Source organism: Deltaproteobacteria bacterium, assembly GCA_020845775.1.
In the GTDB taxonomy this organism is placed as follows: domain Bacteria; phylum Bdellovibrionota_C; class UBA2361; order SZUA-149; family JADLFC01; genus JADLFC01.
This window is the reverse complement of record JADLFC010000006.1, coordinates 1-6,898: the sequence shown is the minus strand read 5'-3', so window position 1 is coordinate 6,898 and position 6,898 is coordinate 1. Positions and strand designations below refer to the sequence as shown.

9 protein-coding genes are annotated in these 6,898 nt (G+C 44.4%); 7 read left to right on the top strand and 2 right to left on the bottom strand.

Annotated elements, in window-relative coordinates; all coding sequences use genetic code 11:
• Positions 1 to 656: 656 nt before the first annotated feature.
• Positions 657 to 1,352 (top strand): methyltransferase domain-containing protein, encoded by a 696-nt coding sequence (locus IT291_00325; protein ID MCC6219666.1) that lies wholly within the window; start codon positions 657 to 659, stop codon positions 1,350 to 1,352.
• Between the two features lie 134 nt (positions 1,353 to 1,486).
• Here the strand turns inward: IT291_00325 and IT291_00320 are convergent, their stop codons facing one another.
• Together IT291_00320 and mce are read right to left on the bottom strand one after the other, a co-directional pair.
• On the bottom strand, positions 1,487 to 1,915 hold the full coding sequence (locus tag IT291_00320) for a CBS domain-containing protein (GenBank protein ID MCC6219665.1): 429 nt from the start codon (positions 1,913 to 1,915) through the stop codon (positions 1,487 to 1,489).
• Between the two features lie 144 nt (positions 1,916 to 2,059).
• On the bottom strand, positions 2,060 to 2,503 hold the full coding sequence (gene mce, locus IT291_00315; GenBank protein ID MCC6219664.1) for a methylmalonyl-CoA epimerase: 444 nt from the start codon (positions 2,501 to 2,503) through the stop codon (positions 2,060 to 2,062).
• A gap of 133 nt (positions 2,504 to 2,636) precedes the next feature.
• Here mce and IT291_00310 point away from each other — a divergent pair, with 133 nt between their 5' ends.
• From IT291_00310 to IT291_00285, 6 genes are all read left to right on the top strand, one after another.
• A complete protein-coding gene (locus IT291_00310; protein ID MCC6219663.1) occupies positions 2,637 to 3,572 on the top strand; it encodes an LD-carboxypeptidase in 936 nt (311 codons plus the stop codon).
• Between the two features lie 41 nt (positions 3,573 to 3,613).
• A complete protein-coding gene (locus tag IT291_00305; protein MCC6219662.1) occupies positions 3,614 to 4,795 on the top strand; it encodes a beta-lactamase family protein in 1,182 nt (393 codons plus the stop codon).
• Positions 4,796 to 4,800: 5 nt separating this feature from the next.
• Positions 4,801 to 6,114 carry a bifunctional folylpolyglutamate synthase/dihydrofolate synthase gene (locus IT291_00300; protein MCC6219661.1) on the top strand — a complete coding sequence of 438 codons (1,314 nt, stop codon included), beginning with the start codon at positions 4,801 to 4,803 and terminating at the stop codon, positions 6,112 to 6,114.
• 209 nt (positions 6,115 to 6,323) lie between these two features.
• Positions 6,324 to 6,506: a nucleotidyltransferase domain-containing protein gene (locus tag IT291_00295; GenBank protein ID MCC6219660.1), complete on the top strand. Its 183-nt coding sequence runs from the start codon at positions 6,324 to 6,326 to the stop codon at positions 6,504 to 6,506.
• A 73-nt stretch (positions 6,507 to 6,579) separates the two neighbouring features.
• Entirely contained in the window at positions 6,580 to 6,696 is a 117-nt protein-coding gene (locus IT291_00290; GenBank protein ID MCC6219659.1) for a DUF86 domain-containing protein, read from the top strand.
• A gap of 50 nt (positions 6,697 to 6,746) precedes the next feature.
• The coding region (locus IT291_00285; protein MCC6219658.1) for a universal stress protein at positions 6,747 to 6,898 on the top strand (152 nt) is incomplete at its 3' end.

The following is a 6,898-nucleotide window of genomic DNA, read 5'->3' as shown; positions in this document are numbered from 1 at the left end:
GCCCTTTGGTGATTTGTTGTGACCCGGTAGCCATGAACAACTACTTGGAAGAGTATTTTAGCATATATCACGAATACAAAGTTGCCTGCCGCAGATATCTTAATGGCGAACATGGCGTAATATTTCCACCAGGCACTTATCGACCTCCCTCTCTGTGTTGCTGCTAGCTGCTGATTGGTTACTGAGACTCAGGATTAGGCAAAGACTCATGCGGCTTGTAGGCCGCCAGTGCACCGGTATGTATAGTGGGATAATTGCGATGGATTTTCTCATTGCGTGGGTAGGACTCTATAGTTAAAAAGCAAACAGAATCATTAGCCTCTGCATTAATTGTCGATATAAAAAGCAAAGTAAGTCGTTCGTTTGCGATATTTATGTTGCTAACAACAACAAAAACTCGCTTGCAGTCTAAATGCGAGCACAGAGGCTCCGAGGCTAATTTTTTGGGCTCATAGCTTTTTTGGGTTCTAACTTTGCCGTGAAAATCGGTGATAATTGAAAAAATATCTTTCGTAAACTCGTCGGCTATCGTATATATATCTACTCCATTTTTTATTATTGCCTCCAGCTATTGAGTAGATACGAACAGGCTGCGTAAAGGGGTAGCATCTTTTTCTTTTAACTATCGTTAAATTAAGGATCACTTACTTATGGAAATGGCTGAGGAGACAAGAAAGGGACGGGAGCACTTATTAGGGTTTTTAAGTGGCGTTGGAATTGAGATTGGTGCATTGCACAGGCCTGTTTATGCACCACATCTTAATATAAGATATGTAGACAGACTAACGCGGGATGAACTATTCGAGTGCTACCCCGAACTGCGTGGGCAGTCAATTGTTGAGACGGACATACTGGACAATGCGGAGTCTTTAGGGACAATACGTGAATGTAGTCAGGACTTTGTAATTGCAAATCATGTAATTGAGCACATGCGCAACCCAATCAGTTCCCTTCTCAATTGGCAGAGGGTATTAAAGCAAGGGGGCAAGCTGTTTTTGGCAGTTCCCAATAAACATACCACATTTGATCAAGAGAGGGAGATTACGTCACTGCAACATGTTTTAGACGACTATGTTAATCCTAGCGAATCAAGAGATTTTCAGGCATTTCTTGATTTTTCAAAGTACGTCAGTTGTAGGTTTTTTAAAGTTAAACCTGAAAGTGACTTTGAGAGCTTTGCGAAAGAGCTTGAGGCTAAGGACTATAGTATTCATTTTCATGTCTGGGATAAACCGGCCTTTGATCAACTCTTAGCACACATGGAACGCTCCTTTTCAGCTTGGAGGTTAAAAATTCTGGATTATGCCGATGCTGCTGTTGATGAATTTGTCTATGTGTTAGTGCGGATATGAATTTGTGGTTCTGCTAGAGATGCCACTGACAATCTAAATTCGCTAGTAAGAATATCGTCGCAAAAATTTTAAATAATGACTCCAGAGCTTGAGCGTAGATGCGAGCCGAGAGACCGAGCACAGAGACTCCGAGGCTAATTTTCGTTAGCGACGTTTGCCGCTGGCGCTTCGTTTCTTAGGACCTGTGCCAGCGTGCGGCAAACGTCGACTGTGGTAAAAATCCCCACTAGTTTTTCTCGTTGCATGACCAACGCGCAACTAATGTGATCGTGGGCCATTTTGTTTGCTATCGTGGCAACATCAGCTGTTAGCTCGACAACGTAAGGCTCTGCTGTGTAAGTAGCCTCTACCAAAATTTCTTCAGGTTTCTTGTCGTCTACGGCCAACGCAAAATCTATGTCGTGGTTGCTTAATATTCCTACAAGGCGGCCGCCGTCCTGGACTGGCAAGTGCCTCACTCCATACTTCTGCATCATCTGTTTGGCAACTTGCAGCGTTTGATCGATGCCAATCGAATGCGGAAAAGGAGTCATTACTCCTTGAATTTCAAGTTTTTCTTTCATAACGAATAAATGCGATTACTAACCAAATTTCATAGGGAGCAATTCGAAAACAACCAATGTTTTCCAACAAATATAATAACACTATGTAAACTACAGTTAACCGCGCTGTCAATCACTGCCTTAGGTTGAACTATAAAAATGCCTTTAACTACTGCATATTTCTATTAATACACCAAAGTTTGAATGTGGATGCATGAATGCTATATCTTTGTTCCCAAGACCCTTCTGTGGTGAGTCGTTGATTAGCCTGACGCCTAATTGAGACAATCGCTTTAATTCCTGAGCAACTGATGGCACTTCAAAGCAAATGTGGTGCAATCCCTCGCCTCGCCTTTCTATGAAAGCTTGAAGTGACTTATTGCCGGGGAGTGGCGCAATTAGCTCTAATTTACTGTTGCTAAGCTTCAAATAAGCCGCCTCAACGCCCTGGGCCGCCAGAGTATCGCGTATGTCTACCTCGAAGCCAAAAATATTGCGGTAATGCGCTATGCCCTCGTCCAAGTTTTTCACGGCATGTGCTACGTGATCTAACCGCCACTTAGGAGAGGCCAAATTAAGTGCAGCAGGATTATTGGTAATGGCAGTCATTTATATTTCAATTTGCTACTTTATATGAGCGATTTCTGGCAATTGTGTTCAACTTCTGCGATATTTCTATTTCTTTATTTTATAAGACTAGTGTTGATGTTGTAAAGTTCGATATTCTTAAGAGCATCTCTCTATGACCAAATTGCGAACAGTTAAGGCGGGTGAAACAATTGGCATTGCGTCAACTGGTTCGCCAGTAGCGCCAGAATGTTTTCATGCTGGCATCGAGGCGATACACAAATTAGGGTTTAAGACAAAAATCCCCTTTGACCCAAGCGCTTATTATGGGAAGAGCGACTATGGTTTTGCTAGTGAAAGCAAAGAGACGCGGGCGCGTGCTTTTATGGAGCTTATCGAGGATGAGAGCGTAGCCGCGATTATTGCGGCACGTGGCGGATATGGAACGATTTCAGTGTTGCCACTGCTCGACTATCAGGCGATAGCTCGAGGTGGAAAACTCGTCGTTGGATATTCGGATGTCACAGTTTTGATAGCTGCAATAAGCAATCGCGCGAACATTCCCACCTTGCATGGCCCGACTATATCGGCAGAATTTGCGCGTTATGCGGATTGTAGCTATGCAAAGGAAAGCGTCGATACGTTGATAGCTATGATGCAAGACCCACAGCTTAGACTTCAATATCCTTGCGAAGTGATTCGAGATGGAGAAGCTGTGGGAAAAATTCTTGCAGGCAATTTAACTATGTTAACTACATTGCTAGGGACACCTTGGGATCTAAGTTACGATGGAGCAATTTTAGCACTAGAGGATGTAGGGGAGGCTCCCTATAGAGTGCACAGAGCGCTCATGCAGCTTAAACTTGCCGGGAAACTTCGCAATTTGGCGGGGGTAGTGTTTGGCCGGTTTTATAACTGTCAGAGTTCTTGTGGCTGGTCAGTAGAAGATGTTATGCACAAAAGCTCTAGGGATATCTTCGACGAGGCGAATTTTCCTATTTATTATCGACTTGAGTTTGGACACGCAGGGAAGAATTTGCCATTGCCATTGGGGTGTAGAGCGCGCATGTGGGATGGACAGCTCAGCATGTTGGATGCAATTATTCGCTAGCGATATGGATAAGTAATGGTTAAGGCGAGAATAAGAGAGCTATGAGTCTAGTCGATTGGACGAGAGTAGAAGAGGCATTTTCAAGCGCGGCCTTAGAGCCGCAGCATGGGGCTTATACACCTAAACAGTTGCAAGAGAAAGAACACGTCTTTCCAGGAGCCGTGCTATTGGTGGGACGTCGCGGCAAAGTGCTTTACGAAAGGGCGGTCGGATGTAGAACTATTTTGCCAGAAGTAACGCCTATGCAGGTAGATACAGTTTTTGATGTCTCGTCACTGACTAAAGTAATTGTCACTACGACCTTAGTCATGCAGCTAGTCGATAAAGGGCAACTGCAAATCGATCAAGCGCTAGCGCGCATTTTTCAGACATTTTCCACTGGAAATAAAGCAAAGATGACGGTTCGCCATTTATTGGCGCACACTTCTGGGTATCCAGCTTATATACCATTTTACAAAAAAATTGCTGAACTAAATGAAGGTAAGCGTTCTGGGATAATGTGCACTAGGAGCGCAGTTGAGTATGTTTATAACGAGATATTCCGCACAAACCTCGATTCGCCCCCTGGGCTAAGGGTAGAATATAGCGATGTGGGTTTTATGTTGCTTGCCTTTGTGGTCGAAACTATATGCGGCGGAGTTGCCTTAGATAAACTCGCTCAGGAGAAAATATTTAAGCGCTTGGGTATGAAGAGCACCGGCTACATCGAACTTTCTAAACTTCGCAGTCGCGGGCTAGAACCTGTAACAGACATGATTGCTGCTACTGTGAATTGTCCGTGGCGAAAGCGCCTTATTTGTGGCGAGGTTCACGATGAAAACGCCTGGGCTATGGGCGGAGTAGCTGGACATGCCGGCGTTTTTTCTACCGCGCGCGATATTCACAAGTTTTCAAGTGAAATGATGAACTGTTGGAACGGCTGGGGAAGCTTCATCAAAAAGGAAACCGTGAGAAAATTTTGGCAAAGGGACGAGAGCGTGCAAAATAGCAGCCGCGCTCTGGGGTGGGATATGCCGAGTGGGGAGGAGAGCAGTGCTGGAAAATATTTCTCCCGTGAAGGCGTTGGGCATTTAGGCTTTACAGGTTGCTCTTTGTGGATGGATCCGAAATTAGAGCTCGATATTATTCTTCTCAGTAACCGCATCCACCCCAATGTGGATAACGAAAACATTAAGAAATTTAGACCCTTCATTCACGACCTCATTCTCGAAGCCCTTCACTAAGCTGTATGAAGCAAATTATCGATGAGCAGTTTATGGATTGCGTAGAAGCAGGGGAGAAGTATCTTGCAAGTCTCACTCATTGGAATGGGGGAAAGACTTTTGATCTTGAGGTTACGCAGAAACTCATGGCAGCTCTAGGAAACCCCCAAGATGCAGTTTGCTCGGTGCATGTTGCTGGAACCAATGGAAAGGGTTCAGTATGTGCGCTGCTTTCAAGCATGCTTAGAGCTGAGGGTTTTAAGGTCGGTCAGTTTACCTCGCCGCATCTAATAGATGTAAGAGAGCGCTGCATGATAGATGGGGCGCCTGTAAGTAGAGAGCAGTTTTTTAGAGCTGCCTATGTAGTAGAGCAGGCGGCACGAGAAGTCGGGGTTGCGCCGTCTTTTTTTGAGGCTGTAACGGCTATTTCTTTTTGGGTTTTTTCTGAGGCGAAGGTAGATTGGATGGTTATTGAGGTGGGTTTAGGCGGAAGGCTTGACGCCACTAATGTGCTAAAAAGACCAGAGGCTACCGTAATTACAACTATCGATTTCGATCACGAGCACATTTTAGGAGATACTCTTAGCAAAATCGCTCGCGAGAAAGCCGGCATAATTAAGGAATGTGTAGCAGTGTTTTGTGGGAAGCTGCATGCGGAGGCGAGTGATGTCATCTGCGAGGTTGCCAAGGTTAAACATTCTAAATATTGGCAGCTAGACGATAGGTTTCTTGGCTGTTTGGATTTAAGTGGACTTGCTCTTAAGGGAAGATACCAGAGGGAAAATGCAGCTGTGGCGATTTCTGTGGCAAGGTTTTTAGGGCTGGCAGAAACTTCGATTGCACAAGGATTGGAGGGCGTTTCTTGGCCGGGAAGATTGGAACTAACTTCTTGTCACTTTGCGGAGAAAAGAGTGCCAGTTTTGCTCGATGTCTCACACAATCCTGCTGGCTTGACTACGTTGATCGATTATTTGCGCGGCGAATGCTGCTCTGCGATCCGGCCGTATAAAAGTCTCACCTTTGTCGTTTCTATCCTGGATCGCAAGGACTGGCGCACTATGCTGGGGCAGTTTAAGCAGTTTAGCCAGGAACTCGAAGAGACAAATGGCGTTGCCAGTCAGTTCATTTTTACGGCTTCGGGACATTCGGCTCAAGTCCCATGCAAGGATTTGGCGGCGCATTTTCGGTGCGAGGGTAGTTTTGCCACCGATCCTTGTCAAAAAGCTTTGTGCTGTGCCTTAGAAATGGCGACAGCTGATTCTTTAATAGTGGTTACTGGTTCGTTATATTTAGTGGGAGCGTTACGGGAATATGTAATTGGCGCGAAGGCACTTAGTTAGTAATTCTTGACTTAGTTTGCGCAGGTAAATAAAATAATAAAATAAATTGCTTTTTTGAATTTGCTTAGCCATGGCTTTCGGTATTTGGGTCTAAGGAATTTGTCTATGACTAAGGACGAGATTTTGAGGCTTCTTTCGATAACAAAGCGAAGGCTAGCCAGTAATATGGCCTTAATGCCATCGGGCTTTTTGGGTCGTATGCTGAGGGAATGCAACGGCCGAATAGCGATATTGATATACTTGTAGAATTTAATCGGCCCATTGGAATGGAGATAGTGGATCTGGTGCTTGAATTAGAAAAGCTTCTGGGTGGCTCTGTGGATTTGGTTTCCAAAAAGGCTCTAAAGCCCGAGTTGTTGAAGGCTATTGAACAACAGATAAACTATGTCTAAGCGCGATCTGAGGATATTTCGCGGACATGCCCTGAGGTAGAATGGCAAAAAAATAATTCGCTCTCGTCATATTGTGGTGCATCATTATTTTGGCGTCGATACAACCATAGTTTGGAAAATTGTAACCGATTACTTGCCAGATTTGTTAAACAAACTAGAGAATATTGTGAGCTGTCGCCCTAATAATTGACTTTATTGCAGTATCTGCTGTAAAACTTTTTATTTTGTGGATTAAATTTTATGAAAAAGATTATCGTTACTACCGATCTTTCACCCGAATCCTTTTCTGCTTTTCGGACGGCCAAAAAATATGCCCATAGCGATGGGGAGACTGCTACTATAGTAGTGCTGTGCGTTCTCGAAGATCTTGCTAAGACCAGCGTGCAGTTTGC